Origin of the sequence: Vibrio sp. 10N.261.52.C11 (genome assembly GCF_041471405.1) — a bacterium.
GTDB lineage: Bacteria > Pseudomonadota > Gammaproteobacteria > Enterobacterales > Vibrionaceae > Vibrio > Vibrio crassostreae_C.
The window spans coordinates 57,428-83,088 of sequence record NZ_JBFROI010000021.1; the positions used below are offsets into that span (position 1 = coordinate 57,428).

Consider the following 25,661-nt stretch of genomic DNA (forward strand, 5'->3'; position numbering starts at 1 on the left):
TTAATTGGTGCAATTCTTGTTTCCATTTTCACGCTCATTAAGAACCAAGAAAGTGCACCGATAAATTTATTATCAATTAATCAGTAAGTTAAAAGCAAAAACTATTGCACGAAAATTACACCACACACTTGGAACGCATCTTGCGTTCACTGTTGAGTCTTTAATTAATTACAACATTGAATCGCACGATATCAGTGCAAATCAAATAAAGCGAAGGAGAATGCTTTAATGAGTGAAACGGTGACTCAAGTTCATAGTGCAGTACAAACCCTTACCCAAAGTTCAGATACTTTATTCCTATTACTCGGCGCCATCATGGTTTTCTTGATGCACGCTGGCTTTGCATTTCTAGAAGTCGGTACCGTTCGAAAGAAGAACCAAGTCAACGCGCTGGTTAAGATCCTTTCCGACTTTGGTGTCTCCGCCATTGCTTACTTCTTTATCGGTTACTGGGTTGCTTACGGTGCACACTTTTTTGCAGACGCAGAAACACTTTCGCAAGGCAACGGATATGAACTGGTTAAGTTCTTCTTCCTAATGACATTCGCAGCGGCAATTCCTGCGATTGTTTCTGGTGGTATCGCAGAGCGTGCTCGTTTCTATCCAATTTTGATTGCGACACTGTTTACGGTTGGTTTCATCTATCCATTTTTTGAAGGCATCATTTGGAACGGCAACTTTGGATTCCAAGATTGGCTAGAAGGTCAGTTTGGTTACGTGTTCCATGACTTCGCAGGCTCGGTAGTGGTTCACGGCGTAGGTGGTTGGATTGCTTTGGTCGCAGTTTACTTCTTAGGGATGCGTAAAGGTCGAATCCGTGCAGGCAAACACACCAACTTCGCACCATCGAATATCCCATTCTTAGCACTAGGCTCTTGGATCTTATGTGTGGGTTGGTTTGGCTTTAACGTGATGTCAGCTCAAGCGATCAATGGCATCAGCGGTCTCGTGGCAATGAACTCTCTCATGGCCATGGTTGGCGGTATTCTTGCGGCTCTAATTGCAGGTAAAAATGACCCGGGCTTCATCCACAATGGTCCTTTGGCTGGTCTCGTCGCTATCTGTGCGGGCTCAGATTTGATGCACCCACTTGGCGCTTTGGTGACGGGCGGTGTGGCAGGTGCGCTGTTTGTTTACCTATTTACTTATATGCAAAACAAAACACAGATTGATGATGTATTAGGTGTATGGCCTCTACACGGCATATGTGGCGCTTGGGGTGGCATTGCAGCGGGTATCTTCGGCTCGCAAACATTCTGGGGGCTAGGGGGCGTGAGCTTTGCTTCTCAAGTTGTCGGTACACTAGCGGGCATTGCTGTGGCTTTGATTGGCGCAATGATTGTTTATGGTGTGTTGAGCAAACTAACAGGCCTACGCTTAAGTGAAGAAGATGAATTCAACGGTGCGGATCTTTCTATCCATAAGATCTCTTCTATCAACGAAGACTAACGTTGTTCACTTGGTGGGGTAAAGCACATCAAGTAGACAACTGTTGAACAGAACTAAGCGGCTTCGGTCGCTTTTTTGTTTCTATGGATAGCAAAACAGAGAATTTGAGTAACAACAACCACAACTATCAAGCGAGTTATGTCACAAATAGCCAATGAATTCAGTTGCCTAAGACTATGGTCTAATCCCCAAAACTATTGTTGGAATTTGAACAGTGCTAAGCTGTTACAAAGTGACATATCTAAAAGGACGTTATATGCATTTCCCATATCGAAATATCGTAATTCTTACTGGCGCTGGCATCTCTGCAGAGTCGGGGATACAAACATTCCGAGCACAAGACGGGCTATGGGAAAACCACAAAATCGAAGATGTAGCGACGCCTGAAGGGTTCGCAAAAGATCCTGACTTGGTACAAGCCTTCTATAACAAGCGTCGTCACGGCCTGCAAAGTGAGAGCATTCAGCCCAATTCAGCCCACAAGGCGCTAGGAGAGCTCGAAGACAAGCTTGATGGCAAAGTTACCATCATTACTCAAAACATCGACAATTTGCACGAGAGAGGCGGTAGCAACAACATTATTCACATGCATGGTGAACTTTTAAAAGCGCGTTGCAGTGAATCCAATCAAGTTGTAGAGCACAAAGGCGATATTGAAACGGGTGAACTTTGTCATTGCTGCCAAATCCCTGCACAAATGCGTCCACATATTGTTTGGTTTGGCGAAATGCCACTAAGAATGGGCGACATTTATTCCGCACTGGAAGAAGCGGATCTGTTTATCTCTATCGGAACTTCAGGTGTTGTTTATCCAGCGGCAGGCTTTGTTCACGATGCGAAAATGCATGGTGCACATACTATCGAGATAAACCTCGAACCAAGTGCGGTTGAAAGTGAATTTGAAGAGAAGCGCTACGGCAAGGCGAGTATCGAGGTGCCTAAACTGGTTGGCGAGTTATTATGTACAGAGAAAGGTTCTTTAACGGCCTAAGCCTTGTCTTTAATAACACACATCAGTTTCTGAATCTGAAAAAATAAAGCGGCTTACGCCGCTTTATTTACTTAACTTCTTAACTAACAATAACTTAGTTGTTTACTTTAAGTTTTTGGAAGTACTCGTCATAAATAACGCTCGCTTCACCAACTTCATCTTGCCACACACCGTTATCCATCACTGATTGTGGTGGGAAAACGTTCTTGTCTTCAGCAAATTCTTTAGGAAGAAGAGGGTAAGCGGTTTTAACTGGTGTCGGGTAACCGATCTCTAGAGCAATTTTCGCAGCGTTCTCTGGGCGAAGAAGGAAGTCGATCATCTTATGAGCCGCTTCAGTGTTCTTAGCGCCTGCTGGAATTGCTAGGCTGTCCATCCAGAAGATAGCGCCTTTTTCTGGCCAGATAATGTCAATCGTTGCGCCTTCTTGGCGTGCCATGTAAGCAGAACCATTCCAAAGCATACCAAGAGACACTTCACCTGCTAGGTAAGGGTTCGCTGGGAAATCTGAGTTAAATACCAATACGTTTGGCATTAGCTTACGAAGTTCTTCGTAGGCTTCTTTGATTTCTTCAGGGTTAGTCGTGTTTGGAGAGTAGCCCAGTTTAGATAGAGCGATATGGAAAACCTCACGAGAGTCATCCATCATCATCAGTTGACCTTCCCACTGCGTATCCCACAGATCGCCCCAGTTTTTAACTGAAGACTTGTCTAGCATGTCTGAGTTGATACCAATACCCGTCGCACCCCAGATGTATGGGATTGAGTAGTTGTTATTTGGGTCAAATGGCTTATCTAAGTAATTTGGATCCAAATCTGCAAAGTGGCTTAGCTTGGTTTTATCAAGCTCTTGAAGCATGCCTTCTTTACGCATCTTAGAAACGAAGTAAGTAGAAGGAACCACTAAGTCGTAACCCGTACCTTGAGTTTTTAACTTAGCGTACATGCTTTCGTTAGACTCATAAGTTGAGTAGTAGACTTTAATGCCCGTCTCTTCTGTGAAGTCTTCTAGTACTTCATTTGGAATATATTCAGACCAGTTGTAAAAATACAGTTCTTGGTCAGCTGCGAAAGAGGGTGTAGAAAGTAAAGTAGCAGCACACAATGCGCCGGTATACAGTGTTTTTTTCATTACTGTTCCGTTCATTTGTTTGATTTGGAGCTGGGTAGTGAACCCAAGGTAAAGGATTTCGAAAAATCGCGCTATATTATAGCAGCGATATAATAAAATAGGCAGCCTAAGCTGCCTATTCATTGATATTCTTATTTTTAACTTATTGATTATCTACGTTGACCTGTTAAGTAAACTGGTTACTTAGCCACAGTTAGATAATAAGCTAAATTACTGACCTGCTTTAAGTTTCATGAAGTAATCTTCGTACTTAACTGTCTTATCGCCAACCGCAGCTTGCCATTCAACACGATCAAGGTCTTCTTGCGATGGGAATAGCGCAGGGCTATCTTTGAACTTCTCGTTAGACGCTTTAACGGCCGTTAGGTAGCCTGTGTCACGAGAAATTTGCTCAGCAATTTCAGGGCGAAGTAGGAAATCAATCATCTTATGAGCTGCTTCTACGTTTACCGCACCAGAGCTAATCGCAAAGTTATCAACCCAACCGATACCGCCTTCTTTAGGGAAAACCAGTTTGATTGGTAGACCTTCGTTTTGCGCTGCAGCAGCAGAACCGTTCCACAGCATACCAAGACCCACTTCACCAGACATGTAAGGCGCGCCTGGGTTGTCTGAGTTAAATACTAGAACGTTTGGCATAAGCTTTTGTAGCTCAGCGTACGCTTCGTCGATCTCTTTTTCGTTGGTTGTGTTACCAGAGTAACCTAACTTACGCAGTGCGATGTGGAACACTTCACGAGTGTCGTCCATCATCATCAGTTGACCTTCAAGCTCTGGCTTCCATAGATCAGCCCAGCTTTGGAAATCTTCTGGATCGTACATGTCAGTGTTAACAGCAAGACCTGTGATCGCAACTACGTGTGGAATAGAGTAGTCGTTGCTTGGGTCGTACGGCTTATCTAGATAGTTAGTATCTAGATTCTTGAAGTTGTTCAGCTTAGTTTTGTCGATCTTTTGTAGCATACCTTCGTCACGCATCTTAGATACGAAGTAAGTCGACGGCACAACTAGGTCATAGCCTTTGTTGTGTGTTTTTAGCTTTGCGTACAGGGTTTCGTTCGACTCGTAAGTCGAGTAGATCACCTTGATACCAGTTTCATCAGTGAACTGTTCTAGAATCTCACTGTTGATGTAAGGTCCCCAATTCATGAATACCAATTCTTTGTTATCTTTTGCAAATGATGGTGCAGATAACATTGAAAGCGCACATGCACTACCAGCTAATAGAGTAGCCCATTTTTTCATTGACGTTAGCTCCAAACTAAACGTTGCCCGAAGGCAGTAGATAGAAAAACAGAATGGCAATTTACCATTCTGTTTATGATTAACACTTTTTTTGAACTTGAAGTCTCTTAACTTCTTAATCAAGCCAGTCTCTATATAGAGTAGGAGACTTACTTGATTTTTTCTCTCGCTAATGACTGAGAAATGATCACCAGTATTAACGACACCACTAACATCACTGTTGCTAGGGCGTTTACCTCAGGAGAGATACCCACTTTAACCATTGAGTAAATCTTCAGTGGTAAGATTTCATACGTTGGGCCGGTTACGAAAGAGCTAATGATTACATCGTCCAAAGACAGAGTGAAGCTCAATAACCAACCCGCAGCAACCGCTGGCTTAGCAAGAGGCAGAATGATCTGTTTTAGAATCGTCCATTCACTTGCACCTAAGTCTTTTGCTGCTTCTAGCATCTTCACATCAAAGCCATTCAAGCGACTGTATACCGTTACTACAACAAACGGTAGACAGAAGGTAATGTGAGCAGCAAGTAGGGTAAAGAACCCAAGTTGAACACCCATTACCAAGAATAGCGCAAGAAGCGAAATCGCCATTACGATATCTGGAGACATCATTACGATGAACAGCATGCCATTTACGATGCCTTTACCTTTAAATTGGTAACGGAATAGGGCTACTGCTGTAAGGCTCCCGACAATCGTTGCGGCTGTTGCTGAGAACACCGCTACGTTGATCGAGTGCCACGCAGCCTGCATTAGGCTGTCGTTGTTAATAAGCGCGTCATACCATTTAGTGGTGAAGCCACCCCATTTCATACCAAACTTATTGGCATTAAACGAGTTAGCGATCAATACGATAATAGGTAGGTATAGAAAGGCGTATACCAGCGCCATAAAGCTGAACTTAACTGTGCGCCCCATTAGTCTAGCTCCACTTTCTTGTTCAATAGCTTACCTGCTCGGTAGTAGGCATACAGCATCACAGCCATTGCCATGGTCAGTGCGATACTCGTCGCTGCGCCAAACGGCCAGTCTCGAGCGTTGAGCACTTGGCTCTTAATCACGTTACCAATCAATAGGTTCTTAGCTCCGCCTAATAGGTCAGAGATGTAGAACATACCTAACGCTGGCAGTAGCACTAACAAACAGCCGCCAATAATGCCCGGCATTGTTAGTGGTAGTACCACTTTCAATAGCGTTTGCAGTTTGTTCGCACCTAAATCTTTAGCCGCTTCTAAATACGTATCGTCCAGTTTTTCAATCGCTGAATACAGCGGCAGAATCATAAACGGAAGTAGGATGTACACTAAACCGATCATTACTGCGGTTTCTGAGTACATGATACGTAGCGGTTTATCAATGATATCTAACGCTAACAAGCTTTTGTTCAAGACACCTTGCGTACCCAGTACAATTTTTAATCCGTATGTACGAATCAAAGAGTTCGTCCAGAATGGTACTATCACTAGGAACAACATGATTGGACGCCACTTCGCCGGCATTTTTGCCACGATGTAAGCGAATGGGTAACCAATAATCAAACAAAGTAGGGTTGCGACAATTGCCATATAGAAAGAGTGCATCAACACTTTAAAATACAGCGGGTCAGCCAAACGCACGTAGTTATCGAGAGTGAAGGTCATCTCGATCAAGTTCGCTTCATCACGAGTTAAGAAGCTAGTACCAATGATCATGATGTTTGGAATCATCACGAACAACACTAACCAACCTGTGATTAAAGCAACAATTGCGTTTTGTAAATTAAACTTCTTGCTCATCTTCTAATACCACTTCCCAGCTCTCAACCCAAGTTACTGCAACTTTTTGGCCCAGTGAGTGATCAACATCAGGGTCATCTTCGTTGAAGAATTCGCTAACCATGACACGCATACCAGATTCAAGTTCTACGACTGAATCTAATGTCATGCCTTTATAGGTTCGCTCGACAATATGGCCAACAATACCGCGTTGCTCTGACTCTTTAATTTCTTCGATTCGAAGATCTTCAGGTCGAAGCAATACTTGCAGTTTTTGACCCGGTGTTACGTCTTTATCGTGATAGATAATGGACTCTTCACCTTCGATTGTCGCAACAATGCGTTTTTCATCTTGACGAGATTTCGCTGTCGCTTCGAATACGTTAATTTCACCAATGAAACGCGCTACAAATAGGTTCTTAGGCTCTTCGTAGATCTCTCTTGGTGTTCCGTCTTGTTCAATCACGCCATCACGCATAACAATAATACGGTCAGACATAGACAGCGCCTCTTCTTGGTCATGCGTTACAAAAATGAACGTGATACCAAGTTGGCGTTGTAATTGTTTCAGCTCGATTTGCATCTGTTTACGTAGTTTGTAATCCAGAGCAGATAGAGATTCATCCAACAAAAGAACTTTAGGCTTATTAACGACAGCACGAGCGATTGCGATACGTTGCTGTTGGCCACCAGATAGCTGGTGTGGCTTTCGTTGTGCCATTTGTTCTAGGCGCACCATTTTCAAAGCATCCATTACACGAGGTTCAATCTCGCTGTTTGGAACTTTCTGCATGCGTAAGCCAAATGCCACATTGTCGAAAACGGTCATATGCGGGAATAGGGCATAGCTTTGGAATACAGTGTTTACATGCCTTTGTTCAGCAGGAACTTGGGTTACGTTTTGTTCAGCTAATAGTATTTGACCACTATCTGCCGTTTCAAAACCCGCAATCATTCTTAGCACGGTTGTTTTACCACAACCTGATGGGCCTAAAATCGTGAGAAACTCACCATGATTTACGTTTAAATCCAGATTGCCGATGACTTCCTTACCATCGAAACTTTTACTGATGCCAGTTAGCTGTACTACTGGCTTTCCTACTGATTTTTTAGCGTTCAACGTCTGTTTTTCTCCACCTTGGTTCTATTTGAGACCTGTTGCTATACACCTTTAAGGCGCGCATCATAATCACCAAAAACGTGAATTCAAAGCATTTTTTACCTTTCGAAGATAAAAAATTTCGCAGGTAAAAGTAAACATCCTTTACCATACTGTTATTTACTGGGTTTACACCCTAACAAGTGTCTAATTATTAACCATCAAGACGCAAAAGCAAGCCTTGTTACAGATTCATATTTTAGTTTGTATCCGACATATGAGTATAATGAAGGTAATTTTTTATCAATAAGTTAGGTGGCTTCGCTTAATCGGCACACCTAGGTATCAATATGAACAACGACATCGAAAAAGATTTTAATTTGGGCGGTAGTATCAACCGTGCACTTTCTGGCGATTATGAGCTCAAAGCAACGGCTGTATTCCAAGAAGCTTGGAAACATACGATAAGTCACTTTCTTTCGTTTTCCCCAGCGATTATTGCTTTGATGTTTGTGCAGCTCGCTATCTTTTATATCGCACTAAAACTACAGCTTGGTGATCCCGCGGTTATCTTAGATGCAGTTATCGACCCAGAGTCGTTTACGCCACAAATCGTTGAATCGATTTTTATCGCGAACTTTAGCTATGAAGTGATCAGTGCGCCTATCTATGCGGGTATCTGTTTAATGGCAATGAGTCACGCCGCTGGCCTACAAACCAAAGTACGCCACATCGGTAAAGGTTTGCAGTTTACGGTTCCGGTTATTCTAGTGACTTTGTTTAGCCTAATGCTTCAAGGCATCGCAGGTATGATTCTGCCGTTCTTGTCTATCTACTTCTCACTGGCGTTCAGCCATTCGATTCTGCTGATTTGTGATAAGAAAGTGCCGCCAATGCAATCGCTGCTGCTTTCTCTGCGTGCTGTCAACAAAAAAATCTTCACCGTTGCTTCTATCTACCTATTAGTAATGCTGATGTTCATCGTCGCGGCAATGATGTACGGCATTGGCCTTATCTTCGTTTTACCTTTCTTCTTCCACGTGAAAGGGATTCTTTACCGCGAGATGTTTGGCATTAAACTCAAACTGATCGCGTCAGACAGACCAAAGAGCGACGACGACCACAACGGTAGCAACAATAAAGACCCACAGGTATTCGATGCATAACAACTCTAAATTAAGCGCAAGTAAATCACTTGCGCTAAAAGTGACAGCATTAGCCTTAGTTGGCTCGATCTCGTTAGTTGGCCCAATGCTTTACCAACAAGAAGAGCGCAGGCGAGCGGGGCAAAAGGCTTCAGACTCAGAGCAAAACTTTGGTGACTTGACCGTCTCTTCTGATAAGCCAGATTTCGCAGCGATTGAAGATGTAAATAAAAAGAAAGACACCTTCTTTTCTTATCTTCGCCCAAGTATCAACATCGAAAACAAGCGAATCACCAAAGAACGTGCGTTTCTAACCAAGCTTTCAGAGACGGGGTTGAACAATGTTGACTCTGAAGACGCGTCATACGCAAAGAGACTAGGGAAGCTGTATAGCCTGCCTGTACCTTCATCGGGCTTAGATGACGCTTGGCTGAAAGAAATGTTGAATCGTGTAAACGTGCTACCTGAAGCGCTTGTGTTAACTCAGGCGGCCAATGAATCAGCTTGGGGTACATCTCGTTTCGCCACTAAAGCAAATAACTATTTTGGACACTGGTGTTACACCAAAGGTTGTGGCCTTGTTCCGCTACAACGTAACGAAGGTAGCTCGCATGAAGTCGCAACATTCTCTTCAAGCCAAGAATCCGTACATCGGTATTTCATGAACCTTAATCGTAATCGTGCTTACGCCGATCTAAGAGTGATTCGTGCAAAACTTGATGCGCAAGGTGATGATCTTTTAACAACCGCAACGGCGACAGAGCTCACCAATGGCTTGTTAAAATATTCTGAGCGAGGTTCCGACTATGTGACTGATTTACAAGCTATGATCCGTCACAACGAGGTATACTGGAAAAAGTAACTCATTTTGATACCAACTTGGTTGCCTTCGATAGTCGGCTTATACCAGTAATATCACAAAAAGAGCAGCTCATTGGCTGCTCTTTCTATTTATAAACGCTCAACTTCGACAAGATTATAATAATGAAAAAGACAGCACTCGCTTTATTAGCCTCATTAAGCCTTGGGGTTTCTCTTCCTGCTTCAGCGCAAGAATACATGTTCACGTATTCTAAGCTTTATACTCAGCTGAAAAACAACACCAAAGAAGGGCATGATGATGTCAAAGTTGCGGTCTTCTTTGTTGATCAACAAGCTCAGCAAACCTGTCACATCAGCAAAGCTTGGATGGAAAAAGAAGAGCACTACGAAGAGCTAAAAGTCTCTCAGGCCAATGAACTGCTTCTACCGGTAGATCAAAACCTACGCTCAGCAAACCCTCTTATCTTTGTACAAACTCAAGAACAGGAATGTGCGTATTCTTTTGTGGTGATGACTCAAGAGCCTTTAGCTGGCACAGTAGAAGTTGCACAGATAGAAAACCTATTGCCACAGATGCAGGCGATGCTTGAAGACGTCAGCGGTATGTTCTCTGGTTGGTTCACGCCAGATATCCAAGGGTTAACGCTAGAGTTCGCTAATAAGCTGGAAGGCAACATCGAGCTTTCAAATGGCAAGCAACTACCAATCAAAGAAGGACGTGCGAAATTCACCTTAGAAGAACTGAATGGAAGTGACAGCATCACGTTGCCAGAACCAACAGTTCGCGTATTGCCGTACATTCCCGCGCAATAATTTTTAACGGAATCATTGTTAGTGAAGTAAAAGCTTAGCGGAATCATTCCCCTAAGCTTTTACGACATATCTTAAAGCAGCCTCATCGAATTAGATCAGGCTGCTTTTCTTTATCTGCGATACCAACCGAGAGCATGTGAAACCGCGTTTCTCTACCAGCTAGGGAGCTTATCGAACAATAAAAGCAGAATCTTTCTATTACTCAGCTTGTTTATCCTGCCGTTACTATTTCAACATTAAATAAAAATCCGTATAATCCACGCCCTAAAACAGTCCCACTAGCAATCTACAGTCGGTAATACGACGGTGTGAGAGTCGCAATGAACCAAAACGATAATAGAAAAGAAACACTTGAATTCAACAAACTTCAGAAACGTCTGAGAAGAAATGTTGGAAATGCCATCATCGACTACAACATGATCGAAGAGAATGACGTAGTAATGGCATGTATTAGTGGCGGTAAAGATTCATTTGCGATGCTAGATATTTTGCTACGTTTACGTGAAGCAGCACCGATCAAATTTGATGTTGTGGCAGTAAACCTAGATCAAAAACAACCTGGGTTCCCTGAACACATTCTTCCTGAGTACTTTGAAACGCTGAACATTCCTTACTACATCGTAGATAAAGACACGTATTCAGTGGTTAAAGAGAAAGTGCCAGAAGGTAAAACAACGTGTGGCCTATGTTCTCGTCTTCGTCGTGGTACTTTGTACTCATTCGCAGAGAAGATTGGTGCAACTAAGATCGCTCTGGGTCACCACCTAGACGACATCGTTGAGACCATGTTCCTAAACATGTTCCACGGTGCGCGCTTAAAGGCTATGCCACCAAAGCTTCGTTCAGATGATGGTCGTAACGTTGTTATTCGTCCACTGACTTACTGTCGTGAAACGGACCTAATCAAATACGCAGAACATAAAGAGTTCCCAATCATTCCTTGTAACCTATGTGGCTCTCAAGAGAATCTACAGCGTCAGAACATTAAAGCGATGCTAATTGATTGGGATAAGAAAACGCCAGGTCGTGTTGAGAAGATCTTCAAGTCAATCCAGAACGTAAGTCCAAGCCAACTGGCTGACCGCGAGCTGTTTGACTTCGTGAACCTTCCACTAGACCGTAGTGAAGACCGCAAAGCGTACGAATTCGAAGAAGCTGAAATTTCATCTTCTAACATCGATGAGTCAATGTTCATCGACGTAACGAACGTATAATAAGAATAATCGTTGTAGAGCAATAGATGCGCCTACAACAGACAAACAAAAACGCCTCAAGCAATGCTTGAGGCGTTTTTTTATAAGTTAAACTATCCCTGACCTAACCTTTCGAAAGGTTAGGATCTAGTGGGCTGACGTAACCAGACGGTTTAAGAGCCAACACATCACAGTTAATCTTATCGATAACATGTTCCGCGGTATTACCAATAAACACGGCAGACAAGCCAGTACGACCCGTTGTACCCAGAATCACCATAGCAGCGTTATTTTCAGAAGCGACGCGAGGAATAACATCTTCTGGCAAGCCTTGTTCAACCACAGTTTGTTCTTCACACATACCGTGCTTCTGGCGCAATGCTTTCATTGCCGTTAAGTGATGGCCACGAACCGCATCGGTATAAGACGTTGGATCAAACTCTGGCAGTTCAATGGTAATATTCGCAGGTGTCACAGGGTAGGCATTCACCAAGAACGGTTCCGCATCCAAACGACCGGTGATCTCTAGCAATCTGTCGACCATCGTATCGTTAAGCTCTAAATGAGCTTCTGTTTCAGAACCTACATGAACTGAAGCAAAAATCTTCGCGTGATCTGGCCAGAAATCGTTTTTAACCAATAGCACTGGGCTAGGGCACTTTCTCAACAGATGCCAATCGGTTGGAGTGAAGATGACAGATTCCAAAGTATCGTGTTTACGCGTACCTTTGATTAAGATGTCGTGCTCACCACTGTAAACCTCGGCAATGATCGCTTCGTATGGGCGGTTATGCCAAACCACTTGTACATTAAATTCAATAGAATCATCTAGGTAAGGTTCTGCGACTTTATTCATCCAAATTTCGCGTTGATGAATTACGCCTTTGCGCATTGCGTCTCTTTCATCGATAGAGAGCATAGATGTCATTTCATACGAGAAGTCGTATATCGACAAAAAGAAAGTGATGTGGCTTGTTGAGGTGCTTTTCTTAGCAAGTTGGATAGCACGAAATAGAGCAGGCTGCTCATCGTGATTAATGTCTGCGACAACTAAAATTTTGTTATAGATACTCATAACTAAGCCTACTTTTCAGACCGAACATATAAATAATGTAGCGTAGTTATGGAGAGATTAAGAGAAATATAAGAGGTTTTAAGAGAGAAACATGATGTAGCTCATTATTGAACTACATCATTGATATCTAGACTATTCTTTTGAAACGCCAGCAAGTTCCATCAACGCATCGTGATCTTCGATAGTGATATATTTGCCTTTAACGCTCAAGATGTCTGCTTTTTGGAAACGACCTAGAAGACGGCTGATTGTTTCAACAGTCAAACCAAGGTAGTTACCAATATCACCACGAGTCATCGTTAGGCGGAACTCACGCGGGCTGAAGCCACGTTGAGAGAAGCGAGTAGAAAGGTTGTAAAGGAATGCAGCAAGGCGCTCTTCCGCGTTCTTCTTAGAAAGAAGCAGAATCATTTCTTGGTCACCTTTAATCTCGTTACTCATCAGGCGCATAATTTGCTGACGCAATTTAGGCATTTTTCCTGATAGGTCATCAAGAATCTCATATGGGATTTCACATACCATAGAAGTTTCTAGCGCTTGTGCGAAACTAGGGTGTTGGTCACCAGTAATCGCATCGAAGCCAACAAGATCGCCCGCTAGGTGGAATGCAGTAATCTGCTCATCACCTTGCTCGGTAATCGTGTAGCTCTTGATCGTTCCAGAGCGAATAGCATATAGAGATTTAAGCTCGTCACCGGCTTTAAATAACTCTTGGCCTTTTTGAATAGGCTTTTTTCTCTCAATGATCTGATCAAGTTGATCGAGTTCAGATTCATTCAAAGTAAACGGAATACAGAGCTGGCTAATACTACAATCCTGGCAATGGATCGCACAGCCACCAGACTGAACACGTTTCGTCACAGGCTTTTCAGAAATCATAACAATCTTTCACTATTTGATATACATCAATATTTTAGCATTCCTTAATCCTAAAGGGTAGTAAAAAAACCGGATTTAAAGAACAGCTACACGGTATAAATAATGAGCTGCAATGCCATATAACCAGTATAGAAACCGTAAATGAGGATTAAAATTGCGCCTAATTGACGAAATAAGTCAGCTTGTTGCAGTTTTTTGAGGATATTAGCGCCCATACCCACTGTGAGCATTGCTGGAAGCGTACCTAAACCGAAAGCAAGCATGATACCAGCGCCGTTGTACCAACTCCCTGCTACTGCTGCCCATGTAAGCATCGAATAAACGAGACCACACGGAAGCCAACCCCAGATAAAGCCAAACGGCAAAGCGTGGCTAGGGTGCTTCAATGGTAAAAATGATTTACCTAAAGGAGAGATATAGCGCCATAGTTTCTGCCCGACTTTTTCAAAGAACAACAAGCCGAACCACCATTTACCGATATACAAACCTAAGACGATCATAAAGCCAGCTGCAAATAATCGCAGCCAACCTAGCAGAGCGTTAAAATCGCTTAACTGACCTATCGAAGAGATTGCACCGCCAATCACACCACCAATCACGGCATAACTTAGCAAGCGCCCTAGGTTATAAAGTAGGGGAATAACAGGGGAAGGTTTACTGTTGCCAATCGAAAGAAGCGACGCAATACCACCACACATTCCCATGCAATGGCCTGCGCCGATCAATCCAACAACAAAGGCTCCGATCCAATCAGGCGTCATCGTTCTTTTTGTCTACGTTAGTTTGGCTTTCGCTGTTAGCTTTCTCATTCTTGACAGGTTTACTATCAGAATGGTTGTGAGCCTTTTCGTCTTCATCAAACAGTATATTGTGACCTTGACGTTCTAGGTCTTCAAACTGTTCGCTCTTCACCGCCCATAGAAAAATACCAACAGCGATGCACACCAGTACAATCGCAATGGGGATCAGGATGTATAAACTTTCCATTATTTACCTTGCTCTTTTAAAAGCCTTAACGAGTTAGACACAACAATAATAGAGCTGGCAGACATGCCCACAACGGCAATGTATGGAGCAACCAAACCCGCGACAGCCAATGGAAGGATAAGTAAGTTATATCCTAATGACCAAGCTAGGTTTTCACGAATTATCTTACGTGTTTTTAACGCCAAAGTACGCGACTTAAGTAATCTATCGAGCTTATCACCCAGTAACACCATATCCGCAGAAGCTTTCGCCACGTCTGTACCGCCGCCCATAGCGACAGAAAGGTGGGCACCTGCAAGAATAGGGGCATCGTTAATGCCATCGCCAACCATCATGGTAATGTCACTTGCATCTCGAGAGTTCAGGTAAGCAAGTTTATCTTCAGGTTTCGCGTTAGCAACAATATCAGTAATACCAATCTCTTCAGCAACAGGCTTCGCGTTAATCAAAGAATCGCCAGTAAGCAGAGTTGTTTTGATGCCCGCTTCTTTAAATTGCTTAATAAACTCGATGCTTTCTTTACGGATTGGATCTTCATAAGTAAATGTAGCGATATGACGACCCGCCATCGACAAGTAAATGCCGTTGCTTTCCGATGGTTGAGCTTCACCTAGAATGAATTCACTACTACCAATCGCAACTTCTTGGCCATTCCACTCACCAGTGATACCTGAACCAATCACGTTATTAACTGACTCTACTTCGATCTCATCAGAAAGATGAGTCTTGAACGCTTTAGCGATAGGGTGGTTAGCGTGTTGTTCCAGGCTCGCCGCTACTTTGAGACAAGTGTCTTTATCAAGTTCAGCGAAGGTTTCAACTTGGCTGATACGAATATCACCCTCAGTCAATGTACCTGTTTTATCGATGATCAAGTGATTCACTTTGCACAAGGTTTCGAATACGTGGCCTTTGCGCAGCAAAATACCGAAGTTACCCATGCGAGACGTTGAACAAGTAATCGCCGTCGGTGTTGCCAGTGACAGAGCACAAGGACACGTTGCTACCAATACCGAAAGCATGATCCAGAAAGCGTCTTCTGGTCGTGTTTGGTGCCAGTAAAACCAAGTACCGAATGAGATGATTAAGATCACCGCAACAAAGTATCGAGCCACAACATCAGCAATTTCTGCAATGCGGGGTTTAGACAATTGCGCTTCGTCTTGCAGGCGAACGATGTTGGAAATCACCGAATCCGCTTTTGACGTCATTACTTCCAATTCAAATGATTCATCACCATTCAATGTACCAGCAAAGACGGTATCGCCTTCGTTTTTGACCACATGGATAGATTCGCCAGTCAGCATCGATTCATCGATATGAACTCTGCCAGACAATACTTTGCCATCGGCAGGAATGTGCTCACCCGGTAGAACGCGAATTTGGTCGCCAACTTTTAAGGTTTTGACTGGAACTTGTTCGCCATCTAACGTTGTTGCCATAGCAGGAACGAGCTTAAGCAGGTTACCACTAGCAGCGGCGGCTTTACGACGAGCGCGCATTTCAAGGAAACGACCAAGCAGTAGGAAGAAGGTAAACATCGAGATAGATTCGAAGAATACTTCACCTTTCTCTGTCACCGTTGCGACCAAACTTGCAACGTAGGCAAACAAAAGAGCGATCGACACAGGTACATCCATACCCAATGTTCGACCTTTGAGGCTACGCCACGCGTTGATATAGAAAGGCAATGCAGAGTAGAGCAGAACCGGTGTTGCAAAGATTAAGCTCACCCAACGGAAGTAGCTTTTGAATTCGGGCTCAAGGTTACCAAAGACTTCAAGATAAAGCGCAACAGCCAGCATCATGACCTGCATGGTTGCTAAACCAGCAATGCCAAGACGATAGAGATAATTCTTCATCGATCGATGATAGGCGGCTTCTTGTTGATCAGCCTCAAAAGGTGCGGCTTTGTAGCCTAAGGTATGGATTGCAGACAACAGCTCGCTCAGTTTCGTCTGAGTGTTGTCCCAACTGAGCAGGGCGCGGTTAGTCGTGGTATTAACACGAATACTAACAACCCCTAACTTTGAAGAGACTTGCTTTTCAATAAGCCAAGCACAAGCAGCACAAGAGACACCTTCTAGTGACAATGTCACTTCAGAGGTGTTTTCAGAGTTACGGACGAACTCCAATTGAACATCTTCGTTGTCGTAATGACTGAGTGCCAGAAGTTGCTCTGGCACGAGATCCGCTTTTTCAGCTGGAGCGGTACGATATTGGTAGTAAGAGACCAGACCGCTATCAACGATTGTCTGGGCTACGGTTTCGCAACCCGGACAACACATAGGTCGCACCGATCCTAAGATTTCTACTTTAAAATCCGTTTCCGCTGGTACATCTTCACCGCAGTGATAACAGGATTCACACATAAGGTTTAGTTCGTTAGTTGAGTAGGAGTATCAATAGGGAAGTTCATGCGACCTTGCACTAACCATTCAGAATCATGCGGAGAAAGCTCGATAAACCATGGACCTTGCATTTCATGATCCAGAGTCAACGTGTAGTTGCCTCTCGCATCAGCGGTCAGTAGCTGAGTAAAATCACGGTCAGGCAGCGTTCGGTGCACGAACATTGCGCTAATAGCAGGGAAGTGGTCTAGTTTGCCTTTGTCGAGAGTAATGATAACTGAGTTACCTTTCTCGCTAACTGAAGCTGATAAGCCAAGCTCTTTAGCAACATTTACTTTCGAAATGTCGACATTAATACCTTTACCTTTTTTATAGTAATCTTCAGTGACAACGTTAACTGAATGGTTGGTAAGTATCGCGACTCGAACCAATGTTAGCATAGAAACGCCAACGGTTAGGAAGATCAAAAACCACGGCCAAAACTGCTTATACCAAGGTTGTTCCATATTATTATTCTCAATATATACAATGAAATAAAACTAATTTTTACAAACACTTAAGGTTATAACTGTAAAAGAAAGACAGCCCCTTAAGAAGGGGCTGTTATTATTATGTTACTCTTTATCTGAGTTGCTGAGGCTCCAGACGTAGGCAGAGACGAGCTGAACCTTATCCTCACCGAGGATGTCCTTCCAAGCCGGCATTACACCAGAACGTCCGTACATGACTGTTTCCGTCACATCAGCGCGAGAATCGCCAAATAGCCAGTCGCGGTCAGTCAAGTCAGGTGCGCCAACAGCAGGGTTACCCTTACCATCAGTACCGTGACAGGCTGCACACACTACAAAGCGCGCTTTACCAGCCTCTGCTTCACGTGCGTTTACGCTACGACCAGAAAGGCTAAGCGTGTAGCTAACTACTTCTTTTACGCCTTCTTCGCCAAGAGCGTCTTTCCAACCTGGCATTTGACCGACACGACCATGCATGATGGTAGTAACGATAGCTTGTGGTTCACCACCATATAGCCATGCGTCATCAGTTAGGTTCGGGAAACCTTTCTGACCACGTGCATCAGAGCCGTGACACTGAGAACAGTTTTGTAGGAACAAACGTTGGCCCACTTTGATTGCATCGGCATCTGATGCAATGTCAGGGACAGAACGTAGACCGTTTTCGTCGTGAGCTAGCTTTCTGAAAGCTTCACCAAAGTAGGTGTCAGCATCATCAAGTTCTTTCGCGTATGCGTCTAACTGTTTGTTTGCTTGCGCAGCAGCGATTGCAGAGCGAGACTCTTCTACGCTACGAACTGTTTGGTTTGAACTCGTCCAACCTAGTAGACCTTTAAAGTTGCCAAGGCCTGGGTATAGAGCTAGATAAACAGCTGCAAACACAATTGTGCTAACGAAAAGGTATGTCCACCATTTAGGTAGCGGGTTATTAAGCTCACGAATACCATCGTATTCATGGCCCATATCCTGACCTTCTTCTACACCTGTTTTATCGTTGGAACACCAACGAAGTAAGGCTGCACAGCCAATCAATGTACCGATTGTGATTACTGTTACCCAAATACTCCAGAATGTACTCATTACTTCGTCACTCCTTGATTTTTATCTTTCGCAGGTGCTTCATCAGCGAACACTAGGTTTGCATCTTCGTCGAAGCGCGACTTACGATTTTTACCGAAAGCCCACCAAACGATGCCGATGAAACAAGCAAAAACAGTAACAGTCCAAACACTTTGAAATGTAATAATGTCCATAATTATTCCTTATTTCATTGCGTGGCCAAGCGATTGAAGGTAAGCGATGATTGCATCCATCTCTGTTTTTCCTTCAACATCTTGTTTAGCGTTAGCAATTTGTTCGTCTGTGTAAGGAACACCAAATTGATTACGGAAGATTTCAAGCTTCTGTTTAGTCAATTTGCCATCAAGTACATTCTCAGCAAGCCATGGGAAACCAGGCATGTTTGATTCAGGAACAAGTTCGCGAGGGTCGATAAGGTGAACGCGGTGCCACTCATCAGAGTAACGATCACCAACACGCGCTAAATCAGGACCAGTACGCTTAGAACCCCATAGGAATGGGTGTTCCCAAACGCTTTCGCCAGCTACAGAGTAGTGACCGTAACGTTCAGTTTCAGAGCGGAAAGGACGAATCATTTGGCTGTGACATACGTTACAACCTTCGCGAATGTAGATATCACGACCTTCCATTTCCAGAGCAGAGTAAACACGTAGATTTTCTACAGGTTCAGTAGTCTGCTTTTGGAAAATAAGTGGGGTAATTTCTACTAAAGCACCAAAACTGATAGCAATAACGATAAGAATCGCTAGTAGGCCAACATTCTTCTCTACCAACTCATGGCGATTATTTGAATTTGAGCTCATTCTAAATCTCCTTAAGCCGGTTGAGGGATAGCTTTAAGGCTATCTTTAGGTGCAGAAACAGTTTTGTACGTGTTGTATGCCATTAAGAACATACCAGATAGGAAGATGAAACCACCTAAGAAACGTACAAAGTAGAACGGGTAAGACGCTTCTACAGATTCAACGAAGCTGTAAGTTAATGTACCGTCAGAGTTAACTGCACGCCACATCAGACCTTGCATCACGCCAGAGATCCACATTGCTACAATGTAGAAAACCGTACCAATCGTTGCTAACCAGAAGTGAACATTGATTAGGGATACAGAGTACATACGCTCTTGACCAAATAGTTTAGGAACTAAGTGGTAAACCGAACCGATAGAAACCATTGCAACCCAACCTAACGCACCAGAGTGAACGTGACCGATAGTCCAGTCCGTGTAGTGAGATAGTGCGTTAACCGTTTTGATTGCCATCATTGGGCCTTCGAAAGTCGACATGCCGTAGAATGATAGAGAAACGATTAGGAAACGTAGGATTGGGTCGTAGCGAAGCTTATGCCACGCACCAGATAGAGTCATAATACCGTTGATCATGCCACCCCAAGATGGAGCAAACAGAACCAAAGACATAACCATACCTAGAGATTGAGTCCAGTCAGGAAGTGCAGTGTAGTGTAGGTGGTGAGGACCAGCCCAGATATACAGAGACACGAGAGCCCAGAAGTGAACAATCGACAAACGGTAAGAGTAAACAGGGCGACCAGCTTGTTTAGGAACGAAGTAGTACATCATGCCTAGGAAACCAGCTGTCAATAGGAAGCCTACCGCATTGTGTCCGTACCACCATTGCACCATTGCATCGATCGCTCCGGAATAAATCGAGTACGATTTAAACGCAGAGACAGGAACAGCTAGGCTGTTAACGATGTGCAACACGGCAACCGTGATAATGAAGGCTCCGAAGAACCAGTTTGCTACGTAAATGTGCGATGTCTTACGTTTAATCATGGTTCCGAAGAACACGACCGCATAAGCTACCCACACAAGAGTAATAGCAATATCGATTGGCCATTCAAGTTCTGCGTATTCTTTACCAGAGGTTAAACCTAACGGTAAAGTAATTGCAGCGGACAGGATAATCGCTTGCCAACCCCAAAAGGTAAAGGCTACGAGAGGGCCACCAAAGAGACGCGTCTGACAGGTACGTTGTACAACATAATATGATGTTGCAAACAGCGCACTTGTACCGAACGCAAAAATAACCGCATTAGTATGCAGGGGACGTAAACGACTGTACGTCAACCACGGCGTATCAAAGTTTAGCTGTGGCCAAACTAATTGAGCGGCAATCAAAACACCAACGCCCATACCGACAATACCCCACAAAATTGTAACTAGGGTAAATTGACGGACGACCGTATAGTTGTAGTTTTGTTCAAGCTGCTTTTCTTGGCTCATTTGCATGCTTCCAATTTCTTATTTACTACACTTTACTTCCAACACGACTCACGTCGTAATGCCACCCAAATTAGAAAAGGAAATTCAGCCTATTCAGGGCTTTATTTCCACTTGCTGATTTTAAAAAAAAGTGGCATTTTCAACGCGACACTATACTTGAATTAACAAATCAATGACAGAGTAGTAACCTTACGCTTGGTCTGGAATTGGATTTTTATTTAAAAACTTTGAACTTTGTAACAAGGAGTAAAGATTATAATGGCGGCACAAAAGCTAACAAAAGGCAGGCTTGTTCAAATTATCGTCATGTTGGTTATTTTAATAGCTGCATTTACTTGGAGAACAGTAACATACGATAATAACGAAACAGTAAACTGTATAGTTTCAAAACCTTGTAAATTTCGTATTGATAATCATAATGTTTCAGTTTCAAGCAATAACCTAGGGTATTCGATCGAAACATCTAAAACTGGCAAATTTATCATTAGCTATAATGAAAGCGGAATTCTGGAAGAAAAAGGACCATCAAATTGGCTGTTACAAACTAGTGATAAGACCTCCTCAATAACGGTTACATTTCCACAACAGGTGAGCACGTTTTCTGTAAACCTTTCTAAGGAGTAACAGAGAGAAACTGGGGCACACCTCGGTTCTTTTGATAGAAACATGTACCAAATCAGTGAAACACAATGCATTAAAGTGTTATAAAGAGAGCATTAATAAAGTTACCCAGAATCTATGAAATTTCTATCAAAAGTCTCTTACTCCCTAGACGATAAAATCGCAGTAGATGAGTTGCTCAGCGGGGTGGAAAACCCTGACGATATTGCTTGTCTTATTTGCTACTGCACAGAAGAGTATTCGACACTCGCTGTGCAGAGATATTTCGTAGATGCTCTCCCGAACACTCCCATACATGGCTGTACTACTTGTCACGGCATTATGACCGAAACTGGTTTTCATTCTGGTCCAGTCATTGGCGTCCTCATTATTCATGACTCGGGGATCAACGCCTATGGTACGGGAATCGAACATTTCAGCGACTCCATAGACCGCAGTACCTTCAGCGCGATAGACAAAGCACTCAAGAACGCCAACCGAGAAGGTGAAATTCCTGATCTTATCTTGCTGCATTCCACACCGGGTAACGAAGAAAAGGTGATGGCGGCTATCGATAAGAAATTTGGTACTGAAGTGCCAATTATTGGTGGCAGTGCTGCAGACAACCAGGTTTCCGGAAATTGGAGTATCTTCACCGAAGAGTCGCTGTCTATAAATGGTGTGTCTTTAACGGTAGTGTTTGCGTCTCAGTCCATCTATTCCTCTTTCAGCGCGGGTCATACGCCTACGCGGTATTCAGGCACCGTGACCAAAGTAAGAAACCGAATTTTGTTGGAGATAGACCACAGGCCAGCCGTCACCGTTTACAACGAATGGACTAATTTCCACTTAGATGGCAGTGATGATGGCTACATATTCGAAAAGTCGTCAGTCTACCCATTAGGCAGGAAAGTCGGCTCTTCTTACGATTACCCATATTTCAAATTGTCTCATTCGATCAGAGAGACGGAGTGTAATGGGATTGAGCTGTTCACAGACATCAGTGAAGGCGACACCATCTACCTGATGCAAGGGTCTAAGCAGCAGTTGATTAGCCGCGCCGCGAATATCATTCACTCCTCATACTACAACGACATGGATCTTGAAGAGAAACTAGGGGCGATCAATATCTTTTGTGCAGGCCCAATGTTGAACCTTAAACAAGATATGGATGAGGTTTGTGACCAAATAAATCAAGCACTTAATGGGCTCCCATACATATGTCCATTTACGTTTGGTGAACAAGGCAGGCTCTCTGGTGGCGAGAATGCACACGGGAATTTAATGGTATCGTCTGCAACGTTTTATAGGTTGAAAAAGTAATGGGTTCTGAAGGTCAAGAAGCGCTGCAAGAAGCACGTATTGAACTGCAAAAACTAAAAGCCCGTGAGCGAAAGCTGGCTGAAGAGAACAGGGTGATCTTATCAACCATCTCTGCGATCAGTAAGGCAAGTAATATATCTGAGATATTCTCCAGTCTCGAGTTCGTGCTCAAAAAATACATTAAGTTTGATGACTTTATCGTGGTATCAAGGGTAGGGAACGAAGGCAGTTTCAAAACCCTGCTAAGCAATAACAAAGTCTTCGAACAGATGAATTGGAGTGATTGTGGCAAGTTATCTCGAGTGATCAATGGAGAATGCGCCATCCTTTTTGAACCCAAGTCTCTGGGTGAATTCAATTCCTTACATCCCATTATCCGCGATCAAATCAACTCTGTTCTAATTACTGGTATCGATAGCGGACTAACACAATCCGTCATCATCTTTATCCACTCGAATACCAAGCACTTTAGTATTGAAACTAAGGCCACACTAAACCGTTTTCGACCGTTGATAGAGCGTGCTGTTTTCGATATTGAGAACAAAGAAAAGCTTGAAGCAACCGTTCGAGAACGTACCGCAGAGCTTGTCACAGCAAGAAAAGACGCAGAAAGAGCCAACAAGGCCAAGTCTGAATTCCTCGCGATGATGAGTCATGAATTAAGAACACCGCTAAATGCCATAATTGGCCTAATAGACGCCCTAAAATCCACATCATTGAACGAAGAACAACAGTCTATACTGCTTAATATGAGCACATCATCTGAGCTATTGCTGGCAATTATCAGTGACGTATTGGATTTTTCTAAGATTGAATCTGGGTGTTTCTCGTTGGCTCCTCAATGGAGCAACGTAAGAGACACTGTAACTTTTGTATTATCTGAACAAAAGAAGACAGCAGACGATAAAGGTTTGCCGCTAACAGTAACTAGCGATATCCCTGAAGGTGAACTTCATTACATCGACCCAAGTCGCTTGGCACAGATCCTATTTAATTTGATCGGTAACGCGATTAAGTTCACTGAGCGTGGGCATGTCCATGTTTCTATAAAGTACCAGCAGAGCTCTTTCTATATAACGGTGGAAGACACAGGGATTGGCATTAGCTCGCAACAACTTTCGTCGCTGTTCAGTCCATTTGTGCAAGCTGATAGCACAATCACACGTAGATTTGGTGGCACAGGTTTAGGCTTGGCCATCACTAAAAGACTGGTTGAACTGATGCGCGGGTGCATATCGGTAAAGAGTGAGCCTGGAAAAGGCTCCAAATTCGAAGTACAGTTGCCAGTGCTTACTAGAGTTACGAATAATCTGGCTAACAAAGAAGACGAATCTTCACGAGAGTTAAGAAGCCGTTATTCCGTGTTAGTTGTCGAAGACAATCCAACGAATCAAATGGTGATAACGTTAATCCTTACAAGACAAGGCCACGAGGTTTTCATCGCAAGTAATGGTGAAGAAGCGATTGGCTTTATTGAAAGAGGCAACGAATCAATAGACATTATCTTAATGGATGTGTCGATGCCGGTCATGGATGGATTAACCACAACCAAATACATGAGAGACGCAAACATCAAAACACCAATCGTTGCGCTAACAGCACACACATCAGTAGAAGACAAATGTTCGTGCTTAGATGTCGGCATGAATGATTTCGTGACCAAGCCAGTAAGAACTAAAGAGATCACAGAAGCAATTGATCGATTAATGCTTGAAGTCTAATAAACGTATTCTTAATCGAAGATTAGGAAATATGTTTATTAGGTATTTTATGGTAAATAGCCTTACTGTTAAATAGAACGTTGATTTGGTAGATAGACAAGAGGCAGGGCATCGCACAAAGATACCTGCCTTATAAATACCAAACATCATTTAACATAATATACATAATACGCAGTCAATGTATGTGAAATCTGAGGGGTTTCAATGCCTTAGTCCTTGCAGATTTTGCACACGGCGCCGGACTAAGTCCTTAATGTCGTTGGTTTTATGGATTTTATCTGCACGTTTATGCACGTTGAGTTCAATATTGTTGGCTATACTTTGTTTTCGTGTCTCTGATTTTTGCGCTCACGTGTTGCCGTTTCCAGAGACTTTCTACTACAAACACACTTTATAAGGAGAAAAAAAACTTTGCGCGCTTGTCTTAATTTTTGAAGGAGATCACATGCTCACGCCACACTTTGCGGATCTCGTGCACGATCACTTTGGTGATATCCACGACGCCGCGGCCTTTTTTCACGTTCAACCAATCACAGTCCAACGATGGCTCTCAGGTGAAGTCCCTGTGAACCCGATGGCCGAAAAATTGATGAACATCCACGCTCGCGGTTACTTGCCGTTAGACTATCGTTGGAATGGATTTAAGGTGCACTTTGACCGTGCTACCTTGATCACGCCTGAACGACGCGAGTTTAATCCGAAAGAATTGCTCAGTTTTGCGTATTGGCGCGACGAACATCGTCAGCTCGTTGAACGCCACGGCCGAATTGATTCCCCAAAGTTTTACCCACCTAAAGAGCATCCTTTGCCATTTCGTGGCGGTCGTCGTATGCCAGCGAAGCCTTGGGTGCCTACCAAATTCAAATAACAACAACACCCACACGTGATAAATTTCTCGCTCTCCAAGGAGTAATTCTCGACATAATGTAAAGTTGTTGACTTGCCAGCCTATGCTAAGCGCTTCATTTCTTTATTTATTTCTGTAAAAATCAGTTCAACATCTTTCGAAAGTTTTTTGTAATCTTCAGTGATTTGTTCCTGACTTTTGTTAGCTAAAAAGAACAATTTCTTAGATGCTTGCATAATCAAATCCACATGTTTAGCTTTAGGGTCGATCAAATTAGCGGAGGTCCATCTTATTATTGACTTTTCGGTAAGACTAAAAAGAGGCTCTTTATATAAATTAAAACTATTCACGATTTTTACAGCATCACGCTGAGATTCAATTCTATTTTTAAATTCACTCATG

Annotated in this window: 26 protein-coding genes; 10 read left to right on the top strand and 16 right to left on the bottom strand. The window is 43.3% G+C overall.

Annotated elements, in window-relative coordinates:
- The first annotated feature begins 228 nt into the window (after positions 1-228).
- Entirely contained in the window at positions 229-1,449 is a 1,221-nt protein-coding gene (locus tag AB4323_RS07855) for an ammonium transporter (protein ID WP_102320202.1), read from the top strand.
- A 256-nt stretch (positions 1,450-1,705) separates the two neighbouring features.
- Entirely contained in the window at positions 1,706-2,440 is a 735-nt protein-coding gene (gene cobB, locus AB4323_RS07860; RefSeq protein WP_017063867.1) for a Sir2 family NAD+-dependent deacetylase, read from the top strand.
- A 94-nt stretch (positions 2,441-2,534) separates the two neighbouring features.
- On the opposite strand, the gene AB4323_RS07865 is transcribed toward cobB, so the two are convergent.
- The 5 genes from AB4323_RS07865 to potA all read right to left on the bottom strand — a co-directional run bounded on the left by AB4323_RS07865 (position 2,535) and on the right by potA (position 7,693).
- Positions 2,535-3,572 (bottom strand): extracellular solute-binding protein, encoded by a 1,038-nt coding sequence (locus tag AB4323_RS07865; protein WP_017059627.1) that lies wholly within the window; start codon positions 3,570-3,572, stop codon positions 2,535-2,537.
- A 210-nt stretch (positions 3,573-3,782) separates the two neighbouring features.
- Entirely contained in the window at positions 3,783-4,817 is a 1,035-nt protein-coding gene (locus AB4323_RS07870; RefSeq protein ID WP_017059628.1) for an extracellular solute-binding protein, read from the bottom strand.
- A 149-nt stretch (positions 4,818-4,966) separates the two neighbouring features.
- Positions 4,967-5,737 (bottom strand): spermidine/putrescine ABC transporter permease PotC, encoded by a 771-nt coding sequence (gene potC / locus AB4323_RS07875; RefSeq protein WP_017059629.1) that lies wholly within the window; start codon positions 5,735-5,737, stop codon positions 4,967-4,969.
- Complete coding sequence (gene potB / locus AB4323_RS07880) at positions 5,737-6,594, bottom strand: spermidine/putrescine ABC transporter permease PotB (protein ID WP_017059630.1); 858 nt, start codon at positions 6,592-6,594, stop codon at positions 5,737-5,739. The genes potC and potB overlap by 1 nt, the downstream gene beginning before the upstream one ends.
- A complete protein-coding gene (gene potA / locus AB4323_RS07885; protein WP_017059631.1) occupies positions 6,578-7,693 on the bottom strand; it encodes a spermidine/putrescine ABC transporter ATP-binding protein PotA in 1,116 nt (371 codons plus the stop codon). Before potA ends, potB begins: the two co-directional genes overlap by 17 nt.
- A gap of 329 nt (positions 7,694-8,022) precedes the next feature.
- Here potA and AB4323_RS07890 point away from each other — a divergent pair, with 329 nt between their 5' ends.
- The 4 genes from AB4323_RS07890 to ttcA all read left to right on the top strand — a co-directional run bounded on the left by AB4323_RS07890 (position 8,023) and on the right by ttcA (position 11,666).
- A complete protein-coding gene (locus AB4323_RS07890; RefSeq protein WP_017063864.1) occupies positions 8,023-8,838 on the top strand; it encodes a membrane protein in 816 nt (271 codons plus the stop codon).
- Positions 8,831-9,679: a glucosaminidase domain-containing protein gene (locus AB4323_RS07895; RefSeq protein WP_372152108.1), complete on the top strand. Its 849-nt coding sequence runs from the start codon at positions 8,831-8,833 to the stop codon at positions 9,677-9,679. The genes AB4323_RS07890 and AB4323_RS07895 overlap by 8 nt, the downstream gene beginning before the upstream one ends.
- A gap of 122 nt (positions 9,680-9,801) precedes the next feature.
- Entirely contained in the window at positions 9,802-10,452 is a 651-nt protein-coding gene (locus tag AB4323_RS07900; protein WP_372152109.1) for a DUF2987 domain-containing protein, read from the top strand.
- A 320-nt stretch (positions 10,453-10,772) separates the two neighbouring features.
- The gene (gene ttcA, locus AB4323_RS07905) at positions 10,773-11,666 is read left to right on the top strand and encodes a tRNA 2-thiocytidine(32) synthetase TtcA (protein ID WP_017059635.1); all 894 of its coding nucleotides are present in this window, start codon (positions 10,773-10,775) and stop codon (positions 11,664-11,666) included.
- Between the two features lie 103 nt (positions 11,667-11,769).
- On the opposite strand, the gene uspE is transcribed toward ttcA, so the two are convergent.
- The 10 genes from uspE to ccoN form a co-directional block, all read right to left on the bottom strand.
- On the bottom strand, positions 11,770-12,720 hold the full coding sequence (gene uspE, locus AB4323_RS07910) for a universal stress protein UspE (RefSeq protein ID WP_017066876.1): 951 nt from the start codon (positions 12,718-12,720) through the stop codon (positions 11,770-11,772).
- A gap of 132 nt (positions 12,721-12,852) precedes the next feature.
- Positions 12,853-13,599: an FNR family transcription factor gene (locus AB4323_RS07915; protein WP_017059637.1), complete on the bottom strand. Its 747-nt coding sequence runs from the start codon at positions 13,597-13,599 to the stop codon at positions 12,853-12,855.
- Between the two features lie 86 nt (positions 13,600-13,685).
- The gene (locus AB4323_RS07920; RefSeq protein WP_372152111.1) at positions 13,686-14,360 is read right to left on the bottom strand and encodes a sulfite exporter TauE/SafE family protein; all 675 of its coding nucleotides are present in this window, start codon (positions 14,358-14,360) and stop codon (positions 13,686-13,688) included.
- Complete coding sequence (ccoS, locus tag AB4323_RS07925; protein ID WP_017059639.1) at positions 14,350-14,586, bottom strand: cbb3-type cytochrome oxidase assembly protein CcoS; 237 nt, start codon at positions 14,584-14,586, stop codon at positions 14,350-14,352. The genes AB4323_RS07920 and ccoS overlap by 11 nt, the downstream gene beginning before the upstream one ends.
- On the bottom strand, positions 14,586-16,958 hold the full coding sequence (locus AB4323_RS07930) for a heavy metal translocating P-type ATPase metal-binding domain-containing protein (RefSeq protein ID WP_029235846.1): 2,373 nt from the start codon (positions 16,956-16,958) through the stop codon (positions 14,586-14,588). Before AB4323_RS07930 ends, ccoS begins: the two co-directional genes overlap by 1 nt.
- A gap of 5 nt (positions 16,959-16,963) precedes the next feature.
- On the bottom strand, positions 16,964-17,443 hold the full coding sequence (locus AB4323_RS07935; RefSeq protein ID WP_017059641.1) for a FixH family protein: 480 nt from the start codon (positions 17,441-17,443) through the stop codon (positions 16,964-16,966).
- 108 nt (positions 17,444-17,551) lie between these two features.
- Positions 17,552-18,526 (bottom strand): cytochrome-c oxidase, cbb3-type subunit III, encoded by a 975-nt coding sequence (ccoP, locus tag AB4323_RS07940; RefSeq protein ID WP_017063857.1) that lies wholly within the window; start codon positions 18,524-18,526, stop codon positions 17,552-17,554.
- On the bottom strand, positions 18,526-18,699 hold the full coding sequence (locus tag AB4323_RS07945) for a CcoQ/FixQ family Cbb3-type cytochrome c oxidase assembly chaperone (RefSeq protein WP_004733679.1): 174 nt from the start codon (positions 18,697-18,699) through the stop codon (positions 18,526-18,528). Before AB4323_RS07945 ends, ccoP begins: the two co-directional genes overlap by 1 nt.
- Positions 18,700-18,708: 9 nt before the next feature.
- Positions 18,709-19,329 carry a cytochrome-c oxidase, cbb3-type subunit II gene (gene ccoO / locus AB4323_RS07950; RefSeq protein ID WP_017059643.1) on the bottom strand — a complete coding sequence of 207 codons (621 nt, stop codon included), beginning with the start codon at positions 19,327-19,329 and terminating at the stop codon, positions 18,709-18,711.
- A gap of 11 nt (positions 19,330-19,340) precedes the next feature.
- Positions 19,341-20,774, bottom strand: a complete 1,434-nt coding sequence (ccoN, locus tag AB4323_RS07955; RefSeq protein WP_009846707.1) for a cytochrome-c oxidase, cbb3-type subunit I — start codon at positions 20,772-20,774, stop codon at positions 19,341-19,343.
- Between the two features lie 252 nt (positions 20,775-21,026).
- On the opposite strand from ccoN, the gene AB4323_RS07960 reads away from it, so the two are divergent.
- The 4 genes from AB4323_RS07960 (at position 21,027) to AB4323_RS07975 (ending at position 25,280) form a co-directional block, all read left to right on the top strand.
- Positions 21,027-21,392 carry a hypothetical protein gene (locus tag AB4323_RS07960; RefSeq protein WP_372106293.1) on the top strand — a complete coding sequence of 122 codons (366 nt, stop codon included), beginning with the start codon at positions 21,027-21,029 and terminating at the stop codon, positions 21,390-21,392.
- Positions 21,393-21,506: 114 nt separating this feature from the next.
- The gene (locus AB4323_RS07965) at positions 21,507-22,691 is read left to right on the top strand and encodes an FIST signal transduction protein (RefSeq protein ID WP_017063855.1); all 1,185 of its coding nucleotides are present in this window, start codon (positions 21,507-21,509) and stop codon (positions 22,689-22,691) included.
- Entirely contained in the window at positions 22,691-24,412 is a 1,722-nt protein-coding gene (locus AB4323_RS07970; RefSeq protein WP_372152113.1) for an ATP-binding protein, read from the top strand. Before AB4323_RS07965 ends, AB4323_RS07970 begins: the two co-directional genes overlap by 1 nt.
- Positions 24,413-24,857: 445 nt before the next feature.
- Positions 24,858-25,280 carry a phage protein gene (locus tag AB4323_RS07975; protein ID WP_102333346.1) on the top strand — a complete coding sequence of 141 codons (423 nt, stop codon included), beginning with the start codon at positions 24,858-24,860 and terminating at the stop codon, positions 25,278-25,280.
- Positions 25,281-25,360: 80 nt separating this feature from the next.
- On the opposite strand, the gene AB4323_RS07980 is transcribed toward AB4323_RS07975, so the two are convergent.
- A complete protein-coding gene (locus AB4323_RS07980) occupies positions 25,361-25,660 on the bottom strand; it encodes a hypothetical protein (protein WP_229647984.1) in 300 nt (99 codons plus the stop codon).
- Between the last annotated feature and the right edge of the window lies 1 nt (position 25,661).

What these genes read in the sequence shown, in the direction of transcription:
- AB4323_RS07895 (WP_372152108.1), top strand. Translation starts at nt 8,831, where the DNA reads ATGCATAACAACTCTAAATTAAGCGCAAGTAAATCACTTGCGCTAAAA.
- AB4323_RS07915 (WP_017059637.1), bottom strand. Translation starts at nt 13,599, where the DNA reads ATGATTTCTGAAAAGCCTGTGACGAAACGTGTTCAGTCTGGTGGCTGT.
- AB4323_RS07855 (WP_102320202.1), top strand. Translation starts at nt 229, where the DNA reads ATGAGTGAAACGGTGACTCAAGTTCATAGTGCAGTACAAACCCTTACC.
- ccoO (WP_017059643.1), bottom strand. Translation starts at nt 19,329, where the DNA reads ATGAGCTCAAATTCAAATAATCGCCATGAGTTGGTAGAGAAGAATGTT.
- AB4323_RS07965 (WP_017063855.1), top strand. Translation starts at nt 21,507, where the DNA reads ATGAAATTTCTATCAAAAGTCTCTTACTCCCTAGACGATAAAATCGCA.
- AB4323_RS07920 (WP_372152111.1), bottom strand. Translation starts at nt 14,360, where the DNA reads ATGACGCCTGATTGGATCGGAGCCTTTGTTGTTGGATTGATCGGCGCA.
- ccoN (WP_009846707.1), bottom strand. Translation starts at nt 20,774, where the DNA reads ATGCAAATGAGCCAAGAAAAGCAGCTTGAACAAAACTACAACTATACG.
- AB4323_RS07945 (WP_004733679.1), bottom strand. Translation starts at nt 18,699, where the DNA reads ATGGACATTATTACATTTCAAAGTGTTTGGACTGTTACTGTTTTTGCT.
- ccoS (WP_017059639.1), bottom strand. Translation starts at nt 14,586, where the DNA reads ATGGAAAGTTTATACATCCTGATCCCCATTGCGATTGTACTGGTGTGC.
- uspE (WP_017066876.1), bottom strand. Translation starts at nt 12,720, where the DNA reads ATGAGTATCTATAACAAAATTTTAGTTGTCGCAGACATTAATCACGAT.
- potC (WP_017059629.1), bottom strand. Translation starts at nt 5,737, where the DNA reads ATGGGGCGCACAGTTAAGTTCAGCTTTATGGCGCTGGTATACGCCTTT.
- potB (WP_017059630.1), bottom strand. Translation starts at nt 6,594, where the DNA reads ATGAGCAAGAAGTTTAATTTACAAAACGCAATTGTTGCTTTAATCACA.
- AB4323_RS07970 (WP_372152113.1), top strand. Translation starts at nt 22,691, where the DNA reads ATGGGTTCTGAAGGTCAAGAAGCGCTGCAAGAAGCACGTATTGAACTG.
- AB4323_RS07935 (WP_017059641.1), bottom strand. Translation starts at nt 17,443, where the DNA reads ATGGAACAACCTTGGTATAAGCAGTTTTGGCCGTGGTTTTTGATCTTC.
- AB4323_RS07975 (WP_102333346.1), top strand. Translation starts at nt 24,858, where the DNA reads ATGCTCACGCCACACTTTGCGGATCTCGTGCACGATCACTTTGGTGAT.
- ttcA (WP_017059635.1), top strand. Translation starts at nt 10,773, where the DNA reads ATGAACCAAAACGATAATAGAAAAGAAACACTTGAATTCAACAAACTT.
- AB4323_RS07930 (WP_029235846.1), bottom strand. Translation starts at nt 16,958, where the DNA reads ATGTGTGAATCCTGTTATCACTGCGGTGAAGATGTACCAGCGGAAACG.
- AB4323_RS07865 (WP_017059627.1), bottom strand. Translation starts at nt 3,572, where the DNA reads ATGAAAAAAACACTGTATACCGGCGCATTGTGTGCTGCTACTTTACTT.
- AB4323_RS07960 (WP_372106293.1), top strand. Translation starts at nt 21,027, where the DNA reads ATGGCGGCACAAAAGCTAACAAAAGGCAGGCTTGTTCAAATTATCGTC.
- AB4323_RS07890 (WP_017063864.1), top strand. Translation starts at nt 8,023, where the DNA reads ATGAACAACGACATCGAAAAAGATTTTAATTTGGGCGGTAGTATCAAC.
- AB4323_RS07870 (WP_017059628.1), bottom strand. Translation starts at nt 4,817, where the DNA reads ATGAAAAAATGGGCTACTCTATTAGCTGGTAGTGCATGTGCGCTTTCA.
- AB4323_RS07900 (WP_372152109.1), top strand. Translation starts at nt 9,802, where the DNA reads ATGAAAAAGACAGCACTCGCTTTATTAGCCTCATTAAGCCTTGGGGTT.
- cobB (WP_017063867.1), top strand. Translation starts at nt 1,706, where the DNA reads ATGCATTTCCCATATCGAAATATCGTAATTCTTACTGGCGCTGGCATC.
- ccoP (WP_017063857.1), bottom strand. Translation starts at nt 18,526, where the DNA reads ATGAGTACATTCTGGAGTATTTGGGTAACAGTAATCACAATCGGTACA.
- AB4323_RS07980 (WP_229647984.1), bottom strand. Translation starts at nt 25,660, where the DNA reads ATGAGTGAATTTAAAAATAGAATTGAATCTCAGCGTGATGCTGTAAAA.